The 24,677-nt window shown below is 43.7% G+C and carries 21 protein-coding genes; 19 read left to right on the top strand and 2 right to left on the bottom strand.

What is annotated here, in order from left to right; all coding sequences use genetic code 11:
* Positions 1-350 precede the first annotated feature (350 nt).
* From pheS to ACHBIF_RS09195, 4 genes are all read left to right on the top strand, one after another.
* Positions 351-1,394, top strand: coding sequence for a phenylalanine--tRNA ligase subunit alpha (gene pheS / locus ACHBIF_RS09210; protein WP_105112012.1), 1,044 nt, complete (start codon positions 351-353; stop codon positions 1,392-1,394).
* Between the two features lie 446 nt (positions 1,395-1,840).
* Entirely contained in the window at positions 1,841-2,362 is a 522-nt protein-coding gene (locus tag ACHBIF_RS09205; protein ID WP_105112011.1) for a GNAT family N-acetyltransferase, read from the top strand.
* A gap of 1 nt (position 2,363) precedes the next feature.
* Positions 2,364-4,763: a phenylalanine--tRNA ligase subunit beta gene (pheT, locus tag ACHBIF_RS09200; RefSeq protein WP_394720072.1), complete on the top strand. Its 2,400-nt coding sequence runs from the start codon at positions 2,364-2,366 to the stop codon at positions 4,761-4,763.
* Positions 4,764-4,915: 152 nt separating this feature from the next.
* A complete protein-coding gene (locus ACHBIF_RS09195; protein ID WP_105112009.1) occupies positions 4,916-5,182 on the top strand; it encodes a DUF2087 domain-containing protein in 267 nt (88 codons plus the stop codon).
* A gap of 22 nt (positions 5,183-5,204) precedes the next feature.
* On the opposite strand, the gene ACHBIF_RS09190 is transcribed toward ACHBIF_RS09195, so the two are convergent.
* Positions 5,205-5,507, bottom strand: coding sequence for a hypothetical protein (locus ACHBIF_RS09190; protein WP_105137801.1), 303 nt, complete (start codon positions 5,505-5,507; stop codon positions 5,205-5,207).
* 135 nt (positions 5,508-5,642) lie between these two features.
* On the opposite strand from ACHBIF_RS09190, the gene ACHBIF_RS09185 reads away from it, so the two are divergent.
* The 15 genes from ACHBIF_RS09185 to ACHBIF_RS09115 all read left to right on the top strand — a co-directional run bounded on the left by ACHBIF_RS09185 (position 5,643) and on the right by ACHBIF_RS09115 (position 22,748).
* On the top strand, positions 5,643-6,035 hold the full coding sequence (locus tag ACHBIF_RS09185; RefSeq protein ID WP_105112007.1) for a PaaI family thioesterase: 393 nt from the start codon (positions 5,643-5,645) through the stop codon (positions 6,033-6,035).
* A 101-nt stretch (positions 6,036-6,136) separates the two neighbouring features.
* Complete coding sequence (gene nox / locus ACHBIF_RS09180; RefSeq protein ID WP_105122213.1) at positions 6,137-7,504, top strand: H2O-forming NADH oxidase; 1,368 nt, start codon at positions 6,137-6,139, stop codon at positions 7,502-7,504.
* A 121-nt stretch (positions 7,505-7,625) separates the two neighbouring features.
* The gene (pcrA, locus tag ACHBIF_RS09175) at positions 7,626-9,902 is read left to right on the top strand and encodes a DNA helicase PcrA (protein WP_394720068.1); all 2,277 of its coding nucleotides are present in this window, start codon (positions 7,626-7,628) and stop codon (positions 9,900-9,902) included.
* 642 nt (positions 9,903-10,544) lie between these two features.
* The gene (locus ACHBIF_RS09170) at positions 10,545-10,877 is read left to right on the top strand and encodes a YbgA family protein (protein ID WP_394720075.1); all 333 of its coding nucleotides are present in this window, start codon (positions 10,545-10,547) and stop codon (positions 10,875-10,877) included.
* A gap of 217 nt (positions 10,878-11,094) precedes the next feature.
* A complete protein-coding gene (locus tag ACHBIF_RS09165; RefSeq protein ID WP_394720065.1) occupies positions 11,095-12,171 on the top strand; it encodes an aspartate-semialdehyde dehydrogenase in 1,077 nt (358 codons plus the stop codon).
* Positions 12,172-12,257: 86 nt separating this feature from the next.
* Positions 12,258-12,626, top strand: coding sequence for an ACT domain-containing protein (locus tag ACHBIF_RS09160; RefSeq protein ID WP_105122216.1), 369 nt, complete (start codon positions 12,258-12,260; stop codon positions 12,624-12,626).
* Positions 12,627-12,634: 8 nt separating this feature from the next.
* Positions 12,635-13,570 carry a 4-hydroxy-tetrahydrodipicolinate synthase gene (gene dapA / locus ACHBIF_RS09155; RefSeq protein WP_394720063.1) on the top strand — a complete coding sequence of 312 codons (936 nt, stop codon included), beginning with the start codon at positions 12,635-12,637 and terminating at the stop codon, positions 13,568-13,570.
* A gap of 309 nt (positions 13,571-13,879) precedes the next feature.
* On the top strand, positions 13,880-15,208 hold the full coding sequence (locus tag ACHBIF_RS09150) for an FAD/NAD(P)-binding oxidoreductase (RefSeq protein WP_125265493.1): 1,329 nt from the start codon (positions 13,880-13,882) through the stop codon (positions 15,206-15,208).
* A gap of 11 nt (positions 15,209-15,219) precedes the next feature.
* Entirely contained in the window at positions 15,220-16,689 is a 1,470-nt protein-coding gene (locus ACHBIF_RS09145) for a helix-turn-helix domain-containing protein (RefSeq protein WP_394720060.1), read from the top strand.
* 178 nt (positions 16,690-16,867) lie between these two features.
* Positions 16,868-18,379: a glycerol kinase GlpK gene (gene glpK, locus ACHBIF_RS09140; RefSeq protein ID WP_172021365.1), complete on the top strand. Its 1,512-nt coding sequence runs from the start codon at positions 16,868-16,870 to the stop codon at positions 18,377-18,379.
* A gap of 21 nt (positions 18,380-18,400) precedes the next feature.
* Positions 18,401-20,230 (top strand): type 1 glycerol-3-phosphate oxidase, encoded by a 1,830-nt coding sequence (gene glpO, locus ACHBIF_RS09135; RefSeq protein WP_394720058.1) that lies wholly within the window; start codon positions 18,401-18,403, stop codon positions 20,228-20,230.
* 58 nt (positions 20,231-20,288) lie between these two features.
* Positions 20,289-20,642: a Lin0368 family putative glycerol transporter subunit gene (locus tag ACHBIF_RS09130; RefSeq protein ID WP_105137809.1), complete on the top strand. Its 354-nt coding sequence runs from the start codon at positions 20,289-20,291 to the stop codon at positions 20,640-20,642.
* Positions 20,643-20,654: 12 nt separating this feature from the next.
* Positions 20,655-20,990, top strand: coding sequence for a Lin0368 family putative glycerol transporter subunit (locus ACHBIF_RS09125; protein WP_105137810.1), 336 nt, complete (start codon positions 20,655-20,657; stop codon positions 20,988-20,990).
* Between the two features lie 210 nt (positions 20,991-21,200).
* Positions 21,201-22,151 carry a VOC family protein gene (locus ACHBIF_RS09120; protein ID WP_394720055.1) on the top strand — a complete coding sequence of 317 codons (951 nt, stop codon included), beginning with the start codon at positions 21,201-21,203 and terminating at the stop codon, positions 22,149-22,151.
* Between the two features lie 9 nt (positions 22,152-22,160).
* Positions 22,161-22,748 carry an alpha/beta hydrolase gene (locus ACHBIF_RS09115; protein WP_172073511.1) on the top strand — a complete coding sequence of 196 codons (588 nt, stop codon included), beginning with the start codon at positions 22,161-22,163 and terminating at the stop codon, positions 22,746-22,748.
* Positions 22,749-22,783: 35 nt separating this feature from the next.
* On the opposite strand, the gene pepF is transcribed toward ACHBIF_RS09115, so the two are convergent.
* Positions 22,784-24,574, bottom strand: coding sequence for an oligoendopeptidase F (gene pepF / locus ACHBIF_RS09110; protein WP_394720052.1), 1,791 nt, complete (start codon positions 24,572-24,574; stop codon positions 22,784-22,786).
* Positions 24,575-24,677: the final 103 nt, after the last annotated feature.

Genomic DNA, 24,677 nt, shown 5'->3' with positions numbered 1-24,677 from the left:
TGAGTGGTGGTACTCTTATCATATCAGGGAATCTTCTTTTTGACTTCTAGAAGTCTCACATCTATTGTAACGCTACAAGATAGAGGGAGTTTTTCTAGGGATATTTATTGCCAAACTTTCTTATTTTTGATAGAATATTCTTAATTGAATAGAAGTCTGTGAGACTAGTACACCTATGGAAACTGCCCAGGGAGTTGAGCCGTGACTGCAAGCTCAATCAGTGAAAGTTGGTCGAATTCACTCACGCAAGGACTTAGAATGAAGGTCTGCCTAGCAGATGAAAACGGATGGTACCGCGTGACAACGCTCCGATACGAGTGGTGTCATGCGTTTTTTTTATTGGAGGAATTATGTCAAATATTGAACAACAGTTGGCTGAATTAAGCCAAACCACACTTGAAAAGTTAAAAGAAATCCAGCACAAAGGAGAAAAAGAACTGCAAGACCTGCGTGTTGCAGTTTTGGGTAAAAAAGGGTCCTTGACGGACCTGTTGAAAGGTTTGAAAGACCTGTCTAACGACATGAAACCAATCGTTGGTAAGCAGGTTAATGAAGTGCGCGATGTGCTGACGGCTGCTTTTGAAGAAACAGCTCAGAAGGTTGCAGCAGCAAAAATCCAACAACAATTAGCATCCGAAACCATTGATGTGACCCTGCCAGGTCGTCAGGTCAAGGTCGGAAAACGTCATGTTTTGACCCAAACTTCTGAAGAAATCGAAGATATTTTCTTAGGCATGGGCTTCCAAATCGTTGACGGATTTGAAGTGGAAAAAGATTACTACAATTTTGAGCGGATGAACTTGCCAAAAGATCATCCAGCGCGTGATATGCAAGATACCTTCTACATCACAGAAGAAATTCTTATGCGGACCCATACCTCACCTGTTCAGGCACGGACTATGGACCAACATGATTTCTCAAAAGGTGCCTTGAAGATGATTTCGCCTGGACGTGTATTCCGTCGTGATACGGACGATGCGACCCACAGCCACCAGTTCCACCAGATTGAAGGCTTGGTTGTCGGTGAAAATGTATCCATGGGCGATCTCAAAGGTACGCTTGAAATGATTATCAAGAAAATGTTTGGTGAAGAGCGTCAGATTCGCCTGCGTCCATCATACTTCCCATTCACAGAGCCTTCTGTTGAGGTAGATGTTTCCTGCTTCAAGTGTGGTGGTGATGGCTGTAACGTATGTAAGAAAACAGGCTGGATTGAAATCCTCGGTGCCGGTATGGTACACCCACAAGTATTGGAAATGAGTGGAATTGACTCAACCAAGTACTCTGGATTTGCCTTCGGTCTTGGTCAGGAACGTATTGCCATGCTTCGCTACGGTATCAACGATATTCGTGGTTTCTACCAAGGTGATGTACGCTTTTCGGAGCAGTTTTAACGTAGCACTACTTAAGGCTGACAAAGTCAGCTCTTAAGTAGACGGGAATCGCTATTCTGCGACTTTCCTAGCTACCTTACGACGGATTTCAAGCAAAAAAATCGTTTTGCTTGAAATCCGTCGTAATCTGATAAAGGTTAGTAGATTGTTGTTTGAGAGAAACGGAAGCCGCTCTAGCGGTCTACCTACTCCCCTCACTAGGTTTAGAGTTGAAAAGTATCGTTTTCAACTCTAAACCGTTGGACTCCGATACTCATAAATGGTGCTGAAGCACCTATTTATGAGACGACAGTCGCTATGGAGAACTGTCTAATTGTCTCACTAGTTCTAAGGTTGAAAAAATGTCGTTTTCAACCTTAGAACGTCGTAACCACGGACGAGTAAAGTGAAGGGGAAATCGCTATTGAGCGACTTTCCTAGCCCGGTTAGAAATGAGAGGCAATGAGATGCAGATTGATCCTATACGTTTGGAAGAGGTTTCCGTTTTGCAGGAGTTGGCCAAGCAGACCTTTGCTGAAACCTTTGCTCACGATAATGACACTAAAGAATTAGAAAACTTCTTCGAGGAAGCTTATTCGTTAGATGTTTTGACCCGTGAGATGTCGGACCCCAATTGCCAGCATTATTTTCTAAGGATTGATGATCAGGTGGCTGGTTATCTCAAGCTCAACCAAGGTCCTGCCCAGACGGAGCAGGAGTTGGAAAATGCCTTTGAAATTCAGCGGGTCTATCTCTTGCAGGCTTTTCAAGGCCGTGGTCTTGGGAAGGTCTTGTTTGAATTTGCTTTGGAAAAAGCAGAGCAGTCAACTTGTGACTGGGTCTGGCTGGGAGTCTGGGAACATAATTATAAAGCTCAGCAATTCTATGCAAAATACGGATTTGAAAAATTTGGCCAGCATGAATTTGCGGTCGGTGATAAGATTGATGTGGATTGGCTACTGAAACGGCCTTTGCACCAGAAAGGATAATATGTTAGTAAGTTACAAATGGTTAAAAGAACTGGTTGACTTTGATGCGACAAGCCATGACTTGTCTGAAAAAATGTCAACAACAGGAATTGAAGTAGAAGGTGTTGAGCAAAAGAGTGCTGGCCTTTCTAAGTTGGTTGTCGGTCAGGTTGTGTCTGCTGAGCCAATTCCAGATACCCACCTCAACATCTGTCAGGTCAATGTGGGTGACGAAATCACGCAAATCGTTTGCGGTGCTCCAAATGTCAAGCCAGGCATCAAGGTGATCGTCGCTCTGCCAGGAGCTCGTATCGCTGGCAACTACAAGATTAAGAAAGGCAAAATCCGCGGGGTTGAGTCTTTGGGTATGCTCTGCTCATTGAGCGAAATCGGCGTGTCCGACTCAGTTGTGCCAAAAGTCTATGCGGACGGTATCTACCACCTGCCGGAAGATGCAGTCGTGGGTGATCCAGTCTTTTCATACCTTGACCTCGACGACGAGATTATTGAGTTGTCCATCACACCAAACCGTGCCGACGCCCTCTCTATGCGTGGTGTGGCTCACGAAGTGGCAGCTATCTATGACAGCAAGGTCAACTTTAAGCCTGTAGCCTTGGATGAAAGCGACAAGAAGGCCAGCGATGTGATTGAAGTGGCCATTGAGTCAGACAAGGTGACTGCCTACACGGCCCGTGTTATTGAAAATGTGACTATCGCACCGAGCCCGCAGTGGTTGCAAAACCTGCTCATGAACGCAGGTATTCGCCCGCTTAACAACGTGGTGGATATCACCAACTACATCTTGCTCTACTTCGGTCAGCCAATGCACGCCTTTGACTTTGACAAGTTTGATGGCAAGAAAATCGTGGCTCGTCAGGCAAAAGAGGGTGAGAACTTGGTAACTCTTGACGGCGAGGAGCGTGACTTGATTGCTGACGACATCGTCATTTCCGTTGCGGACAAGGCGGTTGCCCTCGGTGGTGTCATGGGTGGTGCTAATACTGAGATTGACAATAATTCTAAAACGGTTGTTTTGGAAGCTGCCCTCTTTGACGGCAAGTCTATCCGCAAGACCTCAGGTCGCCTCAACCTTCGCTCTGAGTCCTCTTCTCGATTTGAAAAGGGTATCAACGTAGCGAGCTTGACGGAGGCTATGGACACAGCAGCTGCTATGATTGCAGAGCTGGCTGGTGGTCAGGTCTTGTCTGGTATCGTTGCTGCGGGTAGCGTGGACACTTCGAACGTCCCAGTCACAGCAACTATTGATTACGTTAACCGCTCGCTCGGGACTAATCTTGACTATGCCAAAATCGCAGATATTTTCCGTCGTTTAGGTATGGAAACAACTGGCGATGCAAGTCGGTTTACAGTCGCAGTACCACGTCGCCGTTGGGACATTCGCATTCCAGCAGACTTGGTAGAGGAAATCGCTCGTATTTATGGTTACAATAATCTGCCGACCACTCTTCCGAAAGAGGACGGAACAGCAGGTGAGTTGACCCTGACCCAGAACCTCCGTCGCCAAGTTCGTAGCCTGGCAGAAGGTGCAGGTCTGACAGAAATCATTTCTTACGCTCTGACAACGCCTGAGAAGGCTGTGGAGTTTGCGGCTCGTCCAACCACAGTCACCGAACTCATGTGGCCTATGACTGTTGACCGCTCTGCCCTTCGTCAGAACATGGTGTCTGGTATGCTAGAAACAGTGGCCTACAACGTGGCTCGTAAGAACAAGAACTTGGCTCTCTACGAAATCGGTAAAATCTTTGAACAGTCTGGCAATCCAAAAGAAGACCTGCCGCAAGAAATCAATAAGTTTGCCCTTGTCTTGACTGGTTTGGTAGCTGAGAAAGACTTCCAGACACCAGCTGTGCCCGTTGATTTTTTCCATGCCAAAGGTATCTTGGAAGCTATCTTTGGTCATTACAAGTTGGCTGTTGACTTTGTGGCAACCAGTGAGATTGCTGCCTTGCACCCAGGTCGTACAGCTGAAATCCATTTGAATGGGGCTGTGATTGGCTTTGTCGGTCAGGTACATCCTCAAACGGCTAAGGACTACGGTATTCCAGAAACCTATGTGGCTGAAATCAATCTGGATGCGATTGAGGAAGCTCTCCAGCCTGCTCAGCCATTTACCGAAATCTCTAAATTCCCAGCGGTTAGCCGTGATATTGCCCTGCTCTTGAGCAGTGATGTCAAACACCAGGATGTCCTGGATGCCATTGCGGCTGCGGGCGTGAAACGCTTGACCAAGGTAACCCTCTTTGATGTCTATGCGGGCAATAATATTGAGGTTGGTAAGAAGTCTATGGCTTACAACCTGACTTTCCAGAATCCAGCGGATAGCCTGACGGATGAAGAAGTGGCTAAGTACATGGAGAAAATTAGTAAGGCTTTGGTAGAGCTTGGTGCTGAAATTCGTTAAACTTTAGTCTTTCATTTTATCTTTTATTACTTCGTTAACTCGCTTTGCCGTACTCCAGTACTGTCTGCAGCTCGTTGCCTAGTACTAAAAGCAAACTGAAAGACTATACTACTAAATCCTAGTCAGCGGGCTAGGATTTTTTGGAGGGAAGTATGAACACTCAAGATATTCAAGAAAAATTTTTTCGAGATGGGAAGCTTATCGTTATTCCTAAAAAATTAAACAGCAAGCAGGTCTTATTTGCCTACTTGCGTGATAAACTAGGTGAAAGAGGTCAGGTTTTTACTGAAAAAGAAGTCAATGCTTTCTTGGCAGAAATCTACGATGATTTTGCCATTTTGCGGCGATATTTGGTGGATTATGGCTACCTGACACGAGATGACTATGGCCGTGAGTATAAGATAGCAGAAGAGAGGTGACCAAAATCACCTCCCTTATCTTTTATAAAATAAATGGTTCAATTTTCAAGTCTACTTGCTCACCGTATTTAGCCAGCAAATCTTCTGCCAAGGGGTGATAGAGTTCCCTCAGTTGCTCAATCTTGTCTGGAAATTGTTTGCCGATGTAGTCAAATTTACATTCTACAGTGTGAAAGAGTTGGTGGAAGAGCTCGTTGATGGCATGAAGTCTAGCAATCATCTCCTCATCCCCTTCCAGCCATTCAGGGATTTCGACGCGGTTGTCGACAAAACCATCAATCAATTTTACAGGGAAGGACCCGTATTCTAAGACAAATTCGTACATAGTTGTTCTCCTTGAGTTTTCCATATTTTAGCACAATCCTCACAAAATGGGTAGAAAGTTGATTGTTGATATAGTAAGTATTTGCAAGAAAGGATTTTTTCCCGTAAAATGGAGAAAAAAACACGAGGAGTAAACATGGATAAATATCATATTCCACCGGTTTTGGTGTTTGAAAATTATGAGTTGGTTGAGGTCTCAAATGGTCGAGTGGTCATTGAGACAAGAGTAGTTGAGTCTTCCTTGAATATTTATGGCATGACCCACGGAGGTTATCTGTTTACCTTTTGTGATAATGTTGCTGGACTGGCTGTTTTCTCTCAGGGATACAAGTGTGTGACCCTCCAGTCCAATGTTCATTTTACAAGGGCGGGCCATCTGGGAGACAAGTTGACTATCACGGCAGAAATTGTTCACGATGGTCGTTCAACCAAGTTGGTAGAAGCAGTTGTTACCAATGAAAAAGGTCAAAAATTAGTCAGAGCTAGCTTCACCATGTTTGTGACGGGAACCTTTGAAGAAGAATCTTAAAATTTTTGTGATTTTATGAGCATTATTTTTGAAATCGGTAACAGACATGTGTATAATGGATAATGTAAAAAAATATATTTTCGAAAGTGAGATTTTCCATTATGGCTAAAATCGTCGTTGTGGGTACAAACCACGCTGGTACTGCATGTATCAAAACAATGTTGTCAAACTACGGTGCTGAAAATGAAATCGTAACATTTGACCAAAACTCAAACATTTCTTTCTTGGGTTGTGGTATGGCACTTTGGATCGGTGAACAAATCGATGGTCCAGAAGGTCTTTTCTACTCAGATAAAGAGCAATTGGAAAGCATGGGCGCAACCGTTCACATGCAATCACCAGTTGTAGACATTGACTTCGAGAAAAAAGAAGTTACTGCAATTGTTGACGGTAAAGAGCACGTAGAATCATACGAAAAATTGATTCTTGCGACTGGTTCACAACCAATCATCCCACCAATCAAAGGTGTGGAAATCAAAGAAGGTTCAACTGACTTTGAAGCAACTCTTGAAAACCTTCAATTTGTTAAATTGTACCAAAACGCTGAAGACGTAATCAACAAGCTTGAAAAGCCAGACATTAACCGTGTAGCTGTTGTTGGTGGTGGTTACATCGGTGTTGAGCTTGCAGAAAGCTTCAAACGTAAAGGTAAAGAAGTTGTTCTTGTTGATATCGCTCCAACAGTTATGGGTGCATACTATGACCGCGACTTTACTGAAATGATGAACAAAAACCTTGAAGAAAACGGTGTGAAATTGGCTCTTGGTCAAGCTGTTCAAGCTGTTGAAGGTGACGGTAAAGTTGAGCGTCTTGTGACTGATAAAGAAACATTTGACGTTGACATGGTTATCATGTGTGTAGGCTTCCGTCCTAACACAGGTCTTGCTAAAGGTCAATTGGAAACCTTCCGTAACGGTGCATGGATCGTTGACAAGAAACAAGAAACAAGCATGAAAGACGTTTATGCAATCGGTGACTGTGCAACTATCTACGACAACGCTCGTCAAGATACAAGCTACATCGCTCTTGCTTCAAACGCTGTTCGTACAGGTATCGTAGCAGCACACAACGCAACTGGTCATGAGTTGGAAGGTGTTGGTGTTCAAGGTTCAAATGGTATCTCAATCTTCGGTCTTAACATGGTTTCAACTGGTTTGACAGAAGAGCGCGCGAAAGATGCTGGTTTCAACGCAGCAGTAGCGTCATTCACAGACCTTCAAAAACCTGAATTTATTAAACATAATAACCACGAAGTAGCAATCAAGATTGTCTTTGACAAAGATACACGTGTTGTTCTTGGTTGCCAAATGGTATCACGCGAAGATATGTCAATGGGTATCCACATGTTCTCACTTGCTATCATGAAACAAGTGACAATCGAAGAGTTGGCATTGATGGATCTCTTCTTCTTGCCACACTTCAACAAGCCATACAACTACATAACAATGGCAGCACTTGGTGCGGAATAAGCTTAATTGATAAAATAAGGTCCAGAGTTTTCTCTGGGCTTTTTTACTGGTCTGACATTTCGTAAATGAAGTATATTTTGGTATAATGGAGAGTAATTACATTTTGAGAAAGTATGAGAATATGAACCCTTTATTAAATGGAATGAACGATAGACAGGCGGAGGCTGTTCAGACAACGGAAGGTCCGCTCTTAATTATGGCAGGTGCGGGCTCAGGCAAGACTCGTGTTCTAACCCACCGCATTGCTTATCTGATTGATGAAAAAATGGTTAATCCTTGGAATATTTTGGCCATTACCTTTACCAATAAGGCTGCGCGGGAGATGAAGGAGCGGGCCTATGCGCTCAATCCTGCTACGCAAGACTGCTTGATTGCCACTTTCCACTCCATGTGTGTACGGATTTTGCGTCGGGATGCGGATCACATTGGCTATAACCGTAACTTTACCATAGTAGATCCGGGTGAGCAACGCACGCTGATGAAACGGATTTTGAAAACTCTAAATCTGGACCCGAAAAAATGGAGTGAACGAACCATTTTGGCAACCATTTCCAATGCCAAGAATGATTTGATTGATGATGTGGCTTATGAGGCGCAGGCAGGCGATCTCTATACGCAGATTGTTGCCAAATGCTACAAGGCTTATCAGAAAGAACTCCGTCAGTCAGAGGCAGTCGATTTTGATGACCTAATCATGTTGACGCTCCGCCTATTTGACCAAAATCCTGACGTCCTGACCTACTACCAGCAGAAATTTCAATATATCCATGTCGATGAGTACCAAGATACCAACCACGCCCAGTATCAGCTGGTCAAACTCTTAGCGTCACGCTTTAAGAATATCTGTGTGGTCGGTGATGCGGACCAGTCCATCTATGGCTGGCGTGGGGCGGATATGCAAAATATCTTGGATTTTGAGAAGGATTATCCAGAAAGCAAGGTGGTTTTGCTGGAGGAAAATTACCGCTCGACCAAGACAGTCCTTCAGGCAGCCAATGAGGTTATTGAGAACAATCGCAACCGCCGTCCGAAGAAGTTGTGGACGCAAAATGCTCAGGGAGATTTGATTACCTACTATCGTGCGCGCGATGAGGGCGATGAGGCGATTTATGTTGCCAGTCAAATTGACCAACACCATCGTGAAGGCAAGCCTTATAAGGACTTCGCCGTTCTTTACCGGACCAATGCCCAGTCTCGTACCATTGAGGAGGCCCTGCTCAAGGCAAATATTCCTTACACTATGGTGGGCGGGACCAAGTTCTATAGCCGTAAGGAAATCCGTGATGTGATTTCCTATCTGAATATTATTGCCAACCCTGCGGACAATATTTCTTACGAGCGCATTGTCAATGAACCCAAACGCGGAGTAGGACCGGGAACAGTCGATAAGATTAGGGACTTTGCGACGACGCATGCCATGTCCTTGCTTGAAGCATCACAGGATATTATGCTGTCTGGTGTCAAGGGTAAGGCTGCTCAAGCCGTTTTTGACCTTGCAACCCTGCTATACAATCTCCGCAATCGACTGGATGAGATGACAGTGACCGAATTGGCCGAGGTGGTCTTAGATAAGACTGGCTACCTCAATGCCTTGGCTGTACAAGGAACGATTGAGGCCAATGCCCGCATTGAAAACATTCAGGAATTTCTTTCGGTGACCAAAAATTTCGATGAAAAAGAGGTAGAGGAAGAAGAGACAGGGCTGGATAGGCTCAGCCGATTCTTGCTGGATTTGGCCCTGATAGCTGATACAGACGACGGCGACAAGGAAACGTCGGAAGTCACGCTCATGACCCTTCATGCGGCCAAGGGCTTGGAATTTCCAGTGGTCTTTCTCATTGGTATGGAGGAAAATGTCTTTCCTCTCAGTCGTGCAGCGGAAGAAGAAGCTGAGTTAGAAGAAGAGCGCCGTCTGGCTTACGTTGGTATCACCCGTGCCGAGCATATTCTTTATTTGACCAATGCCAATTACCGCCTCTTGTTCGGTCGGAGCAATTACAATCAGCCTAGTCGTTTTATTCGTGAGATTTCAAGTGATCTCTTGGATTATCAAGGTCTGGCCCGTCCAGCTAATACCAGCTTTAAGGCTTCTTATGTCAATGGCAAAGCGACCCAGTTTGGACAAGGGATGAGTTTGCAGCAGGCTCTCCAAAGTCGGAAATCTTCTGTGCAACAGTCCACTCGATTTGGGGGGACCATGCCTTTTGCTAGCTCCAATCCATCTAGTTCAGCCACAACATGGTCCGTTGGCGACATTGCTGTCCATCGAAAATGGGGTCGCGGTACTGTACTTGAAGTTTCAGGATCGGGCAGCAACCAAGAACTCAAAATCAATTTTCCAGAAATGGGTCTGAAAAAAGTTTTGGCCAGCCTAGCTCCGATTAGTAAGGAGAACTAGTGTGGAGCCAACTATTTGTTTGGATTGTACTAGCTGTTACCATAGTTTTATTAAGTCTATCCCCCATTCTCATCTATGGATTTTACTACCTTAGCAAGCGGAAAAAAGAACTCTGTACTGCAAAGGTGACAGGCTGTGTTGAAGACTACTCATTCATGTCCTACAATGGCGTTAGCCTGCCTGTCGTGGCTACTGGGTGAGACAAAGCTATTATTGGGCTGTTGGTCCACATTTCCAATCCTGTCGATACGTCACGGTTTTAACACCCTTATCATGCTTGGTAACGGGACAGCATATAATTTGCTAGATAGAAAATATTTACCAGATTCTTTAATTATTTATCGAAATAAGAATAGTCTGTTCAGTCTAACGTCCAGTTCTTTGCTGGACCTTTTTCCATTGGTTCTAGCGTCGATGTTTACTACAATCCACTTAAGCCAAAGCAGCCCTACGTCCATCGGCATATTACGATTTTGTCCAAAGGTTTAGTGTATTTGCTGATAGGATTGCATTATTTATATATGGTGGTCTGTTTGGGTCTGTGGCTGGCGATGGTCTAGGTTTGACAAATAGGAGGAGGTGACAAGAGTGACAAATCTCAAGTACTCTCAGAAGAAATGGGCAAGAGAGAAATATCTGGTCATGGCTCACTCTCAGCATCACTATAATGCCTTGCGTCAGCTTTTTAAGGGAAATGTTTGGTCAGTTGACAAAGAACTTGAATTTGAACGTTTGCTAGCGGAGGCTTTAGCTCACAATCCTAGTATAAAAACTTTGCGCACTGCCTATCAGCATATTTGGGGTTATTTTAAAAAGTGTGCAAGTGATGAAGAAAAGGAACGCTTCAAGGAATTGGACCTGTTTCTGGAGAGTCATGCCCAGGAAATGCACGAGTTTTTGAAGTGTATGACTGACAAGTACCGGCTGCCCTACCTGCTCCAGAGTCGGATAATGCAAGTGGACAAAATACAATAAGGCAGTTATGACTTGTTTTGGGTCATTTCTGTCTTTTTTGAATGGTGATAAGCACAAGTCGAAATTGTATGACAATTTACTCAGTCTAGTGTGAACTTTTCAGCAGATTGATTGTAAATTTAGCACATTCCAGCTTTTCATTCAGGAAATTTGTGGTATAATTATGAAATAACAAATTTTTAGAAAATTTTGAAGAATTAACCTAAAGGAGATTTCTATGGCTTATGTAGTAGCTGTTGTTGGTGCAACTGGTGCAGTTGGTGCCCAAATGATAAAAATGTTGGAAGAGTCAACACTTCCAATCGAGAAAGTGCGTTTCCTTGCTTCTGCCCGTTCAGCAGGTAAGACCTTGCAGTTTAAGGGACAGGACATTGTCATTGAAAAAACAACAGAAACAGCCTTTGAAGGAGTGGATATTGCCCTCTTCTCAGCTGGTGGTTCTACATCTGCCAAGTACGCTCCTTACGCGGTTAAAGCTGGCGCAGTTGTCGTGGACAACACTTCTTATTTCCGTCAAAATCCAGATGTTCCTTTGGTTGTTCCGGAAGTAAACGCTCATGCCTTGGATGCCCACAATGGTATCATTGCTTGTCCTAACTGTTCGACCATCCAGATGATGGTTGCTTTGGAGCCTGTTCGTCAGAAATGGGGCTTGGAGCGGATTATCGTATCGACTTATCAGGCAGTTTCTGGTGCAGGTATGGGAGCTATCTTGGAAACCCAAGCTCAACTTCGTTCTGTCTTGAATGATGGCGTGGAACCAAAAGCGGTAGAAGCAAATATTCTTCCTTCAGGTGGCGATAAGAAGCACTACCCAATCGGTTTCAATGCGATTCCACAAATTGACCTCTTCACTGAAAATGACTACACTTATGAAGAGATGAAGATGACCAGAGAAACCAAGAAAATCATGGAAGATGACAGCATTGCTGTTTCTGCAACCTGCGTCCGTATTCCAGTCTTGTCTGCCCACTCTGAGTCTGTCTACATTGAAACCAAGGCAATCGCGCCAATTGATGAGGTAAAAGCAGCCATCGCAGCCTTTCCAGGTGCTGTTTTAGAAGACGATGTGGCTAATCAAATTTATCCGCAAGCAGTCAATGCAGTTGGTAGCCGTGATACCTTTGTAGGTCGTATCCGTAAGGACTTGGACAAGGAAAACGGTATTCACATGTGGGTTGTTTCTGACAACTTGCTCAAGGGTGCTGCATGGAACTCTGTGCAAATCGCTGAAACCCTTCATGAACGTGGCTTAGTTCGTCCAACTGCAGAATTGAAATTTGAGTTGAAATAAAATCTTCTATTACCTCTTATCCAATTTACAAGCTTGTCTAACCAAACGGCCAGATTCTTGCTATTTTAGAAAGTAGATATATACAAATGAAACTTAAAATTATAAAAGGTAATTTTTCGGTTTGTAAACTCGAAGATTATACAAAGATTAACTTGACTAGTTCTTATGTTTTTATCGGTAAAACGGATGAAGAAAACTCACTGGTTTGTCTGAGTCAAGAAGTTCCTGATAATGTTATAGAAGAGGACAAAGATTGGATAGCTTTTCGTGTTGTAGGGGTACTTGACTTTTCATTAGTGGGTATCCTTTCACAGATTAGTCAAATATTAGCAGAGGCAAAAATCAGTATCTTTGCAGTATCTACTTTCAATACTGATTACATACTTACTAAAGCTAATAATTTCCCAGCAGCTATTGAAGTTCTTCAGAAAGCTGGATACGAATTTATTGATTAGGAGGTTCTATGTCTATTAAAGATTTACAAGATGTAAAAATCATTACGGCTATGATTACGCCCTTTAAAGAAGATGGAGCGATTAACTATGAGGTTTTGCCAGAGTTGATTGAGCATCTCCTGGCTCATCATACGGAAGGAATTTTGTTAGCAGGAACAACTGCTGAAAGTCCAACCCTTACACACGCGGAAGAATTAGAATTGTTTGCAGCCGTGCAAAAGATCGTTAATGGTCGCGTTCCTTTGATTGCAGGTATTGGTACCAATGATACCCGTGACTCGATTGAGTTTGCTAAGGAAGTAGCGGCTTTCGGTGGATTTGCAGCAGGTCTTGCTATTGTGCCTTACTACAACAAGCCTTCTCAAGAGGGAATGTATCAGCACTTCAAAGCCATTGCGGATGCTTCTGATTTGCCAATCATTATCTACAATATCCCAGGTCGTGTTGTCGTTGAAATGACGCCAGAAACCATGTTGCGTTTGGCGGAGCATCCAAATATCATTGGTGTAAAAGAGTGTACCAGCCTTGCCAACATGGCTTACTTGATTGAGAATAAGCCAGAGGATTTCTTGATTTATACTGGTGAAGATGGCGATGCCTTCCATGCTATGAACTTGGGTGCAGATGGTGTGATTTCGGTCGCATCTCATACCAATGGTGATGAGATGCATGAGATGTTTACTGCCATTGAGCAGCAAGATATCCGAACAGCAGCCGCTATTCAACGCAAGTTTATTCCCAAAGTTAATGCTCTATTCTCCTATCCTAGTCCTGCACCAGTCAAGGCAGTTCTCAATTACATGGGATTTGAAGTTGGACCACTCCGCTTACCATTGGTACCATGTCCAGAAGAAGACGCCAAACGGATTATCAAAGTCGTAGTGGACGGCGACTACGAAGCAACCAAAGCCACAGTAACAGGAGTTGTTAGACCGGATTATTAAAATAGTCAGGGGAGTGACTATTTTAACGTGAGCTTTGAAATAAGAGAGCGAACAATGTCTGGGGGAGTGAAACAGTTCGGGGAACTGTTTCAGCTGGTCATCAAGAAATACGAAAGTGACCAAAGCAAACCCGAGCCTAGAAATTCGAGAGAGAGATCGACCAAGGCGTTAACTGCCATTTTCGACCTTTTATTTAAATTTATTCAAGCACATCATAAAATAGGTGTGCTTTTTTGTTTGGATGTGTAAACCTTTTCAATAAGAATTTGCCTTGTCAATGCTATAATGGAGGAGAAGGGAGGAAGCGGGATGAATATTTTGATCATTGGTGCTTCATTCGCTGGTTTGACAGCTGCAATGGAATGCCAGAAACGCTATCCACAAGCGATTATTTATGTGATTGACAAGGAAGAAAGTACAGGCTACTTTCCCAATGCACTCAATTGGAAAGTAAAAGGGGAAATTTCAAGCTGGGAAGAAGCGAGGGTTGGCTATTTTGAAGGGCTAGAGCAGTCGGCCGTTCATTTCTTACTTGGATGGGAATGCATTTCTATAGAAGCTGTATCTAAAAAAATAAGGCTAAAAAAAGAAGAAAGCATACGGGAATTATCCTACGACTATCTCATTTTAGCTATGGGTGCTCAACAAGTTTGGGGACACCAGTCGGTTGATCTATCGGAAAAGATTTTGACAAGTAAATCTATTGGAGAAGCTAAAAAGAGTTTCGAAAAGATTGAAGGGGCCGGAAGGGTAACAGTCATAGGAGCTGGTCAAATTGGTCTTGAAAGTTTGGAGGCTCTCAGTCGTTCATCCATTAAGATCAGGTTGATTGAATCACAAGAATGGCCCTTAGCCAAATATTTCGATCAAGAAATGGTCGATTTTATCTGGGGAGAGTTTGACCGAATTGGACTCGACTATCATTTTTCGGAAACAGTTAATGAAGTTAACTTGGATGAGATAGGTCAAGTCCAGTTACGCAGTTTGCAGGGAACATATCATTCGGACTTGGTGCTTTTGGGTACCAACTTTAGACCCCATACAGATTTGGTGGAAGGACTAGTGGACCTGCATACAGATGGTAGTATTCTGGTGGATGAGTATCTTGAAACCAGCCAAGCTGGAATTTTTGCGGTAGGGGATTTAATTCGGATGCCTGTTACCATGTTTGGGCAGGCCTACCTGCCCATGATCAACCACGCTATGTTGACAGGGCGTCTGGTTGCTGAAAATCTACTGGTTAAGCAGAAGAGCTTAAAGCCTGTTCAACGCATTGTCTCCACCCATGTGTTTGGCTATAATCTGACTAGCGTAGGATTGACAGAAAGGGAAGCAAACCTGTGGTTAGACACAGACACTATTCGCATCCGTCATCCATTCAGTCAATGGGATAAACATGAAATAGACTTTAAAATGGTAGTCAGTCGAAGGGATGGACGTGTACTTGGTGGTCAATTGGTATCTTCCTCTAACCATATAGAGCAGATGAATGTATTGGCACTCGCTATTTCAAAACATATGACAGTCGAGGACTTGTTACAAGAATCCTGGCTTTGTTTGCCTGGTAGAACCGCTCTGCAATCATTCATTGTAGAAGCAGCCAATCAGTTTTCCTGGCAAAAAAATAACCAAGAATAGGTGGTGATTGTGTGCATATTCTAGACTTATTGGAAAAACGTGAGCGCGCTATTTACCAGCTCTTTCTTCTCTTGCGTAAGTCCCTGTCACCTATTGGAATAAAGGAAGTTGCCCAGGAGCTCCATCTGTCTAAATCTACCTTGTTACGCTATATAGAAAGTTTCTCTGAAGAGGTTGAAGAGGGCCAGTTTGGTCTAGTTTTTCAAATTAGAGAAGAAGAAATTGTCTTACAACGCGGAGCTAATTTATCCAGACAAGACCTGTTTGCCTATCTCTTTAGAACTAGTATCAAGTACCAGATTTTACTTTATTTTTTTGATAAAAATGAATGCTCCATCCCCATGCTAGCTCAAGATTTATTGCTGAGTGAAGCTACTTTGAACAGACACCTTTCGACATTAAACAAAGTCCTGAAAGAGTTTCAGGTGAGCATACGGAACGGTCGTTTGCGGGGTAGTGAGTTGCAAATTCGCTATTTTTATTATCAATTATTCTGGCTGACCAGGCCTTTCAAGGAATTAGAACAAGATCGGGTCTTTAGGGAGCAACTTGCTCATCTGCCGATTTTTGAACGCTTTTATCAATCCCAGTTTAATCCTCGACAGGCCCATCAGTTGGCTCTCTGGTTGATGATTGTCCAGAAAAGAATGCGATTGAAGGATTTGGATTTCCAGACAGTTTATCAGTTAATGGCACCCTATGAGCAACATAAATTTTACCGTCACCTACGCCAGCTCTTTTTAACCTTACGCCAGCAAGCATCCGCTTCCTTTCAAGAGGGGGACACCATGTCTGTTTTTGCCTTCTTGTTTAGTCAAGGGATAGTGGCAGCCCATCAATTAGAACAGGTCTTGGGCTTCGGTGGACCCATTATGGAAGCAACTAGTTGGGCCTTTCAACGGGTAAAAATTCTCTTGAAGACAGATTTAACAATGGAAGAAGGCGAACTATATCATCTCAATCAAGTTTTTAGTCAGCTCTATTTTTTCACTTCCTGCATCGATAGTGGCTTTGATGAGTTGACTAGCTATGATTCTTTCATGCAAGAGGCTGCTTCTAGTATCTTGCACCATGTATCTGAGGAGATTTTTGGGAGAAGGCAAGCCCCAGCCACCAGTCATTTGCTATCTTTGACGCAATTATTTTCATATTTTATGCAGGTGGAGCCAACCATGGTGAAAATTGGGTGGGCATCCAGTTATCCATCTGTCATCAGTTCTCCCATTTTACATGTCTTATGTCAGTCCTTAGAACGCAATCGGTCAATTCAAATCGAGCCTGTCCAATCAGACCAATCCTATGATTTGGTTATTTGCCATGATTATCCTTGGCAGCAAGATCCATCTTATCAGATCTATGGATTGCCAACTGATCAGGAGTTGAAGGATGTAAAGAGCCTTATCCAGACCATTCATCAGCGCAAGTTAGAGCAGTCTATACGTTTGGTCGAACGCAAGCAGTTTCGGATTGAACGGCGGTGATAAACTTTCTAGTTTCCTAGGAAGTTTTTCTTTTGCCGCAAAAAAACAACTTTATCAGTTTTTTTTGAAATTATAAAAAAATTGATAAGATTTTTTTTGAAAAATAGATTACAATAAAATCACAAGGAAGTCGGAAACGCTTTCAAAAGTAATAATAAATCTACAAGGAGGACAGGAAATGTCAACTGAAAAATACATTATGGCCATCGACCAAGGTACAACAAGCTCACGCGCCATCATCTTTAATAAAAAAGGTGAAAAAGTTGGTAGCTACCAAAAAGAATTCACACAAATCTTCCCTAAACCAGGTTGGGTAGAGCACAATGCCAATGAGATTTGGAATTCTGTACAGTCTGTTATTGCAGGTTCCTTTATTGAAAGTGGTGTTCGTCCAGACCAGATCGAAGGGATTGGTATCACTAACCAACGTGAAACGACAGTTGTTTGGGACAAAGAAACAGGACTTCCAATCTACAATGCCATTGTCTGGCAATCCCGTCAAACATCACATATTGCTGATCAGTTAAAGGCGGATGGACACGCTGATTTGATTCATAAAAAGACTGGTCTTGTAGTAGATGCCTATTTCTCAGCAACAAAAGTTCGGTGGATTTTGGACCAAGTTCCAGGTGCACAAGAACGTGCTGAAAAAGGTGAGATTCTCTTTGGAACTATTGATACTTGGTTGGTTTGGAAATTGACCAATGGTAAGTGCCATGTAACGGATTACTCAAACGCTGCCCGCACCATGCTTTACAATATCAAGGAACTCAAGTGGGATGATGAAATCCTTGAACTCCTCAATATTCCAAAAGCTATGTTGCCAGAAGTTCGTTCCAATTCAGAAATCTACGGTACAACAGCGCCATTCCACTTCTATGGAGCAGAAGTTCCTATTTCTGGTATGGCAGGTGACCAACAAGCAGCCCTATTTGGACAATTGGCATTTGAGCCAGGTATGGTGAAAAATACATATGGAACAGGTTCCTTCATCGTTATGAATACAGGTGAGGAAATGCAGTTATCTGAGAATAGTCTCCTCACCACTATCGGTTATGGCATTAACGGAAAAGTTTACTATGCATTAGAAGGTTCAATCTTTATCGCTGGTTCTGCAGTTCAATGGCTGCGTGATAGTATGCGAATGGTGGAAACATCGCCTGAGTCTGAAGAACTTGCTCGTAAGTCTACTAGCAACGATGAGGTCTATGTAGTACCAGCCTTTACAGGACTTGGGGCACCGTATTGGAATTCAGATGCGCGTGGATCTGTCTTTGGCTTAACTCGTGGTACAAGCAAGGAAGATTTTGTAAAAGCTACTCTACAATCTATTGCCTATCAAGTTCGTGATGTTATTGATACCATGCAATTGGATACAGGAATTGATATTTCTGTCTTGAAGGTAGACGGTGGTGCTGCTATGAATAGCCTACTCATGCAGTTCCAGGCAGATATTCTTGGTATCGAGATTGCCCGTGCTAAAAACTTGGAAACAACTGCACTTGGTGCAGCCTTCCTAGCAGGTCTTGCAGTTGGCTTCTGGAAAGATTTGGATGAATTGAAAGAATTGAACGCAGTTGGACAATCCTTCCAGCCAGCTATGAATGCAGCCCGTAAAGAACAGCTCTACAAGGGTTGGAAAAAAGCTGTTGCTGCAACGCAATTATTTGCACAATTGGATGAAGAGTAAAAAGTTAGAAAGTGTGAAAACATGGAATTTTCAAAAGAAACACGTCGCTTGGCGATTGAAAAAATGCAGGATAGACAGTTGGACCTTCTGGTTATCGGTGGCGGTATTACGGGGGCTGGTGTAGCCCTCCAAGCTGCTGCTAGTGGTATGGAAACAGCCTTGATTGAAATGCAAGACTTTGCTGAGGGAACTTCAAGTCGTTCAACCAAGTTGGTTCACGGTGGGCTTCGTTACCTCAAACAGTTTGATGTAGAAGTAGTATCCGATACAGTTTCAGAACGTGCAGTAGTGCAAAATATTGCACCTCACATTCCAAAACCAGATCCAATGCTCTTACCTGTCTATGATGAAGAAGGATCTACCTTTAGCCTCTTCCGCTTGAAAGTGGCCATGGATCTCTATGATTTGTTGGCTGGTGTCAACAATACGGACCTTGCCAATAAGGTGTTGACGAGAGAAGAAGTCTTAGAGCGGGCACCTCACCTGAAAAAAGAAGGTTTGCTTGGCGGTGGAGTTTACCTTGACTTCCGTAATAACGATGCCCGCTTGGTAATTGAAAATATCAAACGTGCAGCCAAAGACGGTGCCTTGATTGCCAGCCGTGTCAAAGCGGAAAAATTTATCAAGGATGAGGCTGGAAAAGTTGTCGGAATCGTCGCTCGTGATTTGCTGACAGACAGCACCTTTGAAATCCGTGCGCGTTTGGTCATCAATACAACAGGACCATGGAGTGACGAAGTGCGTAATCTTGGAGGAGAAGGCTCAGGTGTTCTCCAAATGCGTCCAACCAAGGGTGTGCACCTAGTTGTCGATAGCTCTCGCTTGTCTGTCCCTCAGCCAACCTATTTCGACACTGGTCACGCTGACGGCCGTATGGTCTTTGTCCTTCCTCGTGAAAACAAAACCTATTTTGGTACGACAGATACGGACTATACAGGCGATTTGGCAAACCCAACGGTCACTCAAGAAGATGTCGATTATCTATTGGATATCGTTAACAATCGTTTCCCAGAAGCAAACTTGACCCTGGATGATATTGAAAGTGGCTGGGCAGGTCTTCGTCCACTCTTGTCTGGAAATGGTGCTTCTGACTACAACGGTGGGAACAATGGAAAACTCAGCGACGATAGTTTCAACAGCTTAATTGAAACAGTCAAAGGTTACTTGAACAATGAAAAGACCCGTGATGATGTGGAACACGATTTGACCCATCTGGAAGGTAGCGTTTCTGAAAAACACTTGGATCCGTCTGCTGTATCGCGTGGATCTGCCCTTGACCGTGATGACAATGGTTTGCTGACACTTGCAGGTGGTAAAATTACCGATTTCCGTAAGATGGCAGAAGGTGCTTTAGAAAAAGTAGCAGATATCCTCAAAGAAGAGCATGGTCGTAGCTTTAAACTCATCAATTCTAAGACCTATCCTGTATCTGGTGGTGAATTGAACCCAGCTAATGTAGCAGAAGAAATCGAACACTTGGCTCAATTAGGTGTGAAAAAAGGTTTGGACTACGACGATGCCTTCTATCTTGCTAACTTGTACGGTTCAAATGCACCTAAAGTTTTTGCCTTGAACCATAAAGTAGAGGCTGTGTCTGACCTTAATCAACGTGATTTGCTATCTCTACATTATGCCATGAAGGAAGAAATGACCTTGACAGTAGTGGATTATCTTCTCCGTCGTACCAACTACATGCTCTTCATGCGAGAACAATTGGATGCAGTAGCACCTGAAATCATCAAGGAAATGGCGGCTTATTACAATTGGTCAGAAGAAGAGGCTGCTGGTCAAGAAGCTCTGCTTATGGAAACTCTAAATAAAAACGATTTGACCTATCTGAAGAAGGTGTAATACAATTTATGAAAAGGCTTACCAAGCTGAACAATAGAAAAGAACCCAAGGAGGCTTTATGAAATTTTTACGTTCTACCATCGGCTATATGATTGCCGGTATGCTTGTTATGAGTGTCTGGGGGGCATTTGCGGATGCCTACGGCATTATTGGAGGCTACTTTGCTGCCTTTATTATCATCGGTCCAATGTGGTTTATGAACCATTATCTGGGGCTAATCAAACACGATGATGACTCAGCTTTTGTCGATATGGGGCTGGGAATCGGTCTGTGTGGTATTTTCCGTGATGCCTTTATTAATGGATTTGGTACTGTGGTTGAATCGCTTCCGACCATCGTCTTGGTTGTCATCGGCGCAACCATCGCTGGACTGGTTGCAGCCAAGATTGAAGAAGATATGGAAAAAGATTAAGGAGGGTATCACATGACAGTTCAACAAGCAATTGCTACTTTAGTTGGTGCGTTTCTCTTCCCCTTCATCATTCGGATGGCCTGGGGACAGATGGTTGAAAAATTTGGTCCGATTGGTGGTTGGATCGCTGCGTCAATGATTGTCGGGACGGCCTGGACCATTAACCACGGTGTGGGGCTTATCACCCAATCGGGTTCTGCCTGGGTTGATATGGGACTTGCTGCGGGTATCGGTGTATTTGTCGCATCAGTTGCGCGTGGTGGTAAGGCTGGCAAAGCCAAAACCAATCTCCTAGCAGCCCTGGTCGGAGGAATTTTAGGCGGTCTAATCCTATCATTTATCCTTTAAAAGCAAAGTTTCAAGTCGGGATGAAATGTTCCGACTTTTTATGATAGTGAATGAACCCCAGCAAGTCCTAGGCTTAACCAAGTGTAGAGTCTTTTCAAAGTGAATGATGCTTGTCGTGACAATATGATCTTTTAAGAATGTGAGCAAAATATTTTACACTATCACTAATTATTGATAAAATAATACCAAATCAGAAACGAGGTAGTTTACATGAACAATACAGGTATTCATCACATTTCGACTTTGGTGGGCAACATCCACCAGGCTTATCATTTTTATCACCATATTCTTGGCTTGAAGTTGACCCTGAAGACAGTGAATCAGGATGATTCGTCCATGTATCACCTCTTTTTCGGGGATGAAGATGGCCGGTTCGGTACAGAATTCACGATTTTTGACATGCCAAACTTCCAGATGGAACGCAAGGGAACCAATCGCCTAGAAAGAACGATTTTTCTAGTCAAGGATAAGGCAGCTCTGGAGTTCTGGGCACAACGTTTGACGGATTTTGAGGTCGAACATGGTGGAGTAGAAGTGATGGGAGACAGACATATTCTCAATTTCCAAGATGAGGATGGGCAAGATTTGGCCTTGACCTATCATGATACTATTGGTCCTATGTATCCAATGGAGACTGCCGAGATTCCTGAATCGGTTGCGATTTTAGGAATTGCTGGGATTCAGATGCGGGTGCGGGAGGAGAAAGCCCTGCTGGACATGCTGACAGAGAGATTTGGTTTTGAAGAGGAAAGCCGTTTTGATTATCAGGGACATCAGGTCATTTCGCTCAAATTCGACAATGATTTCCAGCATCGCGTGCAGATTATCGTCGATCAGGTTTCAAAAATCTCCGTCATTGGGGTTGGTGCCATTCACCACGTAGCCTTTGGTGTCTTGGATACATTAGATTTAGAGGATATGGTTCATACACTTGACCTGCTCAACCGTCCGCACTCAGGCATTATTAATCGAGACTTTATGCACTCCCTCTATTTCCGCGCGCCGAACTACCTTATGTTTGAAGTGGCAACAATGGAAGGTCAGCACGAGGCCAAGAAAGCTGAGCAACATGATAAACTCGATGATGTTGAACTCTTCTTGCCAAGCTTCTTTGAGGAAGACCGGGCTGAGATTGAAGAAGTTCTGAGAAATCGTTATTAGGAGACAGTCATGAACTATCATTTTGTGGAGGGGACTGCGCCCTGTCTCCTGGTCTTTTTTCACGGAACAGGTGGCGATGAGCAGTCCATGCTCTTTCTGAGGGAAAAATTGAATCCTGAAGCAGCTGTACTATCTTTTCGGGGTAATGTTGGTCGGGGGAAATCCCGTCGCTTTTTTGCTCCGCTGGTTGACGGGCAGCTGGATTTGCTTGATTTTGAGCAACGTTTGACCGATTTTATAGACCAGTGGCCACAAATTGCAGTAGCAGATTACCAGCAAATTATCTTTGTCGGCTTTTCAAACGGGGCTAATTTTATAGCAGGGCTCCTGACCAAGCGGGCTGATTTGGCTGACTGCTATCTTTTGCTCCATCCATCAGCTCTTGATTTTTCAGTGCCTTTGGAAAATAGCCGAGCGGACATTCTTGTGACAGTTGGCTTGCAGGACCAGTTGGTTGCCCCAGTCGCAGTTCAAGAACTCTACCAAAATTGGCAGGAAACTGCCTTTCCCAAACTTCAATTAGCCATTTTTGACAAGGGCCACTTTTTAACGATTGATGAAATTGACCGCATCATCAACTGGTATCAGACAAAATAAAGACCTGAACTCTTGTGTTCAAGTCTTTTTTGCTATTAGACCAATGATTCCAACTTGTCGACCAAGGAACCAACGTAAGCGATTGTTTCTTTAAGTGGTTGGTCTGTTGATACATCAACGCCTGCGTGTTTAGCCAGGTCTTGGGCAGACAGGCTAGCGCCCAGTGACAGGGTTTCCAACCATTTTTCAACGATTTCTTCTGGATTTTCTTCCAATTGCTTAGCCATAGCCGTACCGATGGTCAAGCCAGCTGAGTAGGTGTATGGATAGAGGCCAATGTAGTAGTGAGGCTGGCGCATCCAGATAAGACCAGCATCGTCGCCGATTTCAAAGTCCTCACCCCAGAATTCTTTAATGACACCCAGCTTGATTTGGCAGAGAATGTCGCCGTTGAGGTATTCGTCATTGTCCAGACGAGTGTAAACCTCACGTTGGAAGGCTGCCTCAAGCAGGTGAGTGACCATATTGTGGAAGTAAGTACGACTGATTAACTCGCTAATTAGGTAAGCCTGGAAACCAGGGTCTTGGTTGTTTTTCAAGAGAGTATTACAAGTCAAAACTTCGTTGGCAGTTGATGGTGCCTCGATAAAATAGAGCGATGGGTCATAGCTGAGAATGCTTTGTTTCTTAGCCAATTGGAAATGCCCTGCATGCCCCAGTTCGTGAGCTAATACCAGGACTTCATTCATGAGACCAGTCCAAGAAAGCAGGATATAAGACGGTCCGTCATAGAGAGTCGCACAGAAACCACCAGTCGCCTTGCCCTCATTTTGCGCAAAGTCAATCCAGCGCTCATCGAAGGAACGTTCAATCATCTTGACATAATCGTCGCCAAGGATGCCCAAACAGTCAATCAAGAATTGTTTAGACTCTTCTGGCGTAATGCGTTGGTTAAATTCGGACGGTAGGCTGATTTTCAGGTCGGCGTGGGTAATTTTCTCCAAGCCATGAGCCTTGGCAACCAGCTTGACATAGCGACGCATGTGCGGTGCCAATTCTTTCATGATGACGTCAATCTGACGGTCGAAGAGGTCGCGGGAAACATTTTGGCGGTGGAGAAGGTAGTCAATAGTTGTGTCAAAACCGCGGAGGCGCGCCTCAATCTGCTCATTTTTAATGTGTGATAGATAGGTTGCAGCTGTTGTGTTCTTGTATTTTTTCAAGGTATTGTAGAAACCAGCAGCGGAATTACGACGAATTTCGGTGTCGTGACTGATTTCGTAGTCATTTTCAAACAAAACATAGCTGTTGCCGTAGGTCTGACCGTTGGCTTCAAAACTGTCAAAGGTCATATCCTCAAACTTGGTAACCCCGTAGTTATTGTAGGGTTGGCCAAAGGTTGGTACAAAATTGGCCAAGAGTTCTTCTTGAAGAGGGTGGAGTTGGTGAGGTTTTTGGCGAATGATTGCCTCGAAAAACGCCTTCCATTGAGGCTGTTCAGCAATCAAGTTGTTCAAGACTGCCTCGTCAAGTAAGCCCAGTTCGGTGTCCAGGAAGGACAATTTTGGAATGGCAAAGGCACGCACTAATTCGTATTCATTGGCAAGGCTGGCCAATTCTGTATTCATCTTGTCGACTTCAAGTGGCAAGAAGGAATAGTGATCCAGCTTGCTGAGGAGGATAGACAGGTCTTCGTATTCTTTCAGTGCAGCGACAATACTTGCTTTTTCGGTCAATTGACCTTTATAGGTTTTCTCAAATTTCTCAACTTGTTCCTTGTAGCTAGCAAGGGCATCCTTGTAGGCCTGGTTGTCTGGGAAAATCAGGTTGGTATCCCAGGTGAGTTGCACGTCAATTTCATGGCGTTTTGGCATTGCTTGTGACATAGAATTCTCCTTTATTTTCAGAATTTTAAGTATATTATATCATAGAATGAAAATTATAACTTGACAAAACCATGAAAAACCTAGATAATAGGAGTATGAAAGG

Source organism: Streptococcus sp. A11 (assembly GCF_043674225.1).
GTDB lineage: Bacteria > Bacillota > Bacilli > Lactobacillales > Streptococcaceae > Streptococcus > Streptococcus suis_V.
This window is presented reverse-complemented; position numbering and strand designations above follow the sequence as displayed.

Bases quoted from the DNA above. Each gene is read 5' to 3' on its own strand.
- ACHBIF_RS09160 (WP_105122216.1), top strand. From the start codon at position 12,258: ATGAAACTTAAAATTATAAAAGGTAATTTTTCGGTTTGTAAACTCGAA.
- ACHBIF_RS09130 (WP_105137809.1), top strand. From the start codon at position 20,289: ATGAAATTTTTACGTTCTACCATCGGCTATATGATTGCCGGTATGCTT.
- pepF (WP_394720052.1), bottom strand. From the start codon at position 24,574: ATGTCACAAGCAATGCCAAAACGCCATGAAATTGACGTGCAACTCACC.
- ACHBIF_RS09195 (WP_105112009.1), top strand. From the start codon at position 4,916: ATGAACACTCAAGATATTCAAGAAAAATTTTTTCGAGATGGGAAGCTT.
- ACHBIF_RS09165 (WP_394720065.1), top strand. From the start codon at position 11,095: ATGGCTTATGTAGTAGCTGTTGTTGGTGCAACTGGTGCAGTTGGTGCC.
- pheT (WP_394720072.1), top strand. From the start codon at position 2,364: ATGTTAGTAAGTTACAAATGGTTAAAAGAACTGGTTGACTTTGATGCG.
- ACHBIF_RS09185 (WP_105112007.1), top strand. From the start codon at position 5,643: ATGGATAAATATCATATTCCACCGGTTTTGGTGTTTGAAAATTATGAG.
- ACHBIF_RS09170 (WP_394720075.1), top strand. From the start codon at position 10,545: ATGGCTCACTCTCAGCATCACTATAATGCCTTGCGTCAGCTTTTTAAG.
- ACHBIF_RS09150 (WP_125265493.1), top strand. From the start codon at position 13,880: ATGAATATTTTGATCATTGGTGCTTCATTCGCTGGTTTGACAGCTGCA.
- glpK (WP_172021365.1), top strand. From the start codon at position 16,868: ATGTCAACTGAAAAATACATTATGGCCATCGACCAAGGTACAACAAGC.
- pcrA (WP_394720068.1), top strand. From the start codon at position 7,626: ATGAACCCTTTATTAAATGGAATGAACGATAGACAGGCGGAGGCTGTT.
- nox (WP_105122213.1), top strand. From the start codon at position 6,137: ATGGCTAAAATCGTCGTTGTGGGTACAAACCACGCTGGTACTGCATGT.
- ACHBIF_RS09125 (WP_105137810.1), top strand. From the start codon at position 20,655: ATGACAGTTCAACAAGCAATTGCTACTTTAGTTGGTGCGTTTCTCTTC.
- ACHBIF_RS09115 (WP_172073511.1), top strand. From the start codon at position 22,161: ATGAACTATCATTTTGTGGAGGGGACTGCGCCCTGTCTCCTGGTCTTT.
- dapA (WP_394720063.1), top strand. From the start codon at position 12,635: ATGTCTATTAAAGATTTACAAGATGTAAAAATCATTACGGCTATGATT.
- ACHBIF_RS09205 (WP_105112011.1), top strand. From the start codon at position 1,841: ATGCAGATTGATCCTATACGTTTGGAAGAGGTTTCCGTTTTGCAGGAG.
- ACHBIF_RS09120 (WP_394720055.1), top strand. From the start codon at position 21,201: ATGAACAATACAGGTATTCATCACATTTCGACTTTGGTGGGCAACATC.
- ACHBIF_RS09190 (WP_105137801.1), bottom strand. From the start codon at position 5,507: ATGTACGAATTTGTCTTAGAATACGGGTCCTTCCCTGTAAAATTGATT.
- glpO (WP_394720058.1), top strand. From the start codon at position 18,401: ATGGAATTTTCAAAAGAAACACGTCGCTTGGCGATTGAAAAAATGCAG.
- pheS (WP_105112012.1), top strand. From the start codon at position 351: ATGTCAAATATTGAACAACAGTTGGCTGAATTAAGCCAAACCACACTT.